At 40.0% G+C, this 590-nt stretch carries 1 pseudogene; it reads right to left on the bottom strand.

What is annotated here, in order from left to right:
* Positions 1 to 170: 170 nt before the first annotated feature.
* Positions 171 to 590 (bottom strand): annotated as a pseudogene (locus ACS8FD_RS22820) (catalase HPII); the annotation flags it as partial.

Genomic DNA, 590 nt, shown 5'->3' on the forward strand with positions numbered 1-590 from the left:
GTATAGCGTTCATCAATTTAAAATAAACGACTTTGAGTGAACGCTTGTGACTATAGATAACCTTGCAGCAGGCTTAAACCAAAAACCTATATATTTATCAATAAAAAGCAAAAACTCAGCACAGAGGCTGAGTTTAAGATAGAGATTAAAAATTATACAGTATTAGTCAACTATGCAAGATCACGAACCTTTGGTTCACGCTCCCATAAGCGCGATTTAGCATTTTCGATGAAAGCATCCAAATCAGCAAGTGGCGTGACAAAACTGTCTTTTTCTACTGGTAGCTTACTTAAGATAAACTCTTCAGTCGCCCCGCAATACGCAATCGCTTTACAATGGACATAAGCATCAGTAAACCAATCTAAGGTTGAGCTGTCTTTGGCCAGCTTTTTGGCTTGATCTGGCATGATGATACTTACTATTGCATCAAAGAATACCGAGGGTGCGCCTGCTACACGCTCATCTGCTTGTATACGTGTACCGTCATCTAATTCGACCTCTTTACTCGGTGCAACGATTTTTACCATACCGCCTTGAGCATTAATGGCGTCTTCAAACTTCTTGATTTCGCTATGTTTTGAACCCTTAGC

Source organism: Psychrobacter sp. 1U2 (assembly GCF_051847575.1).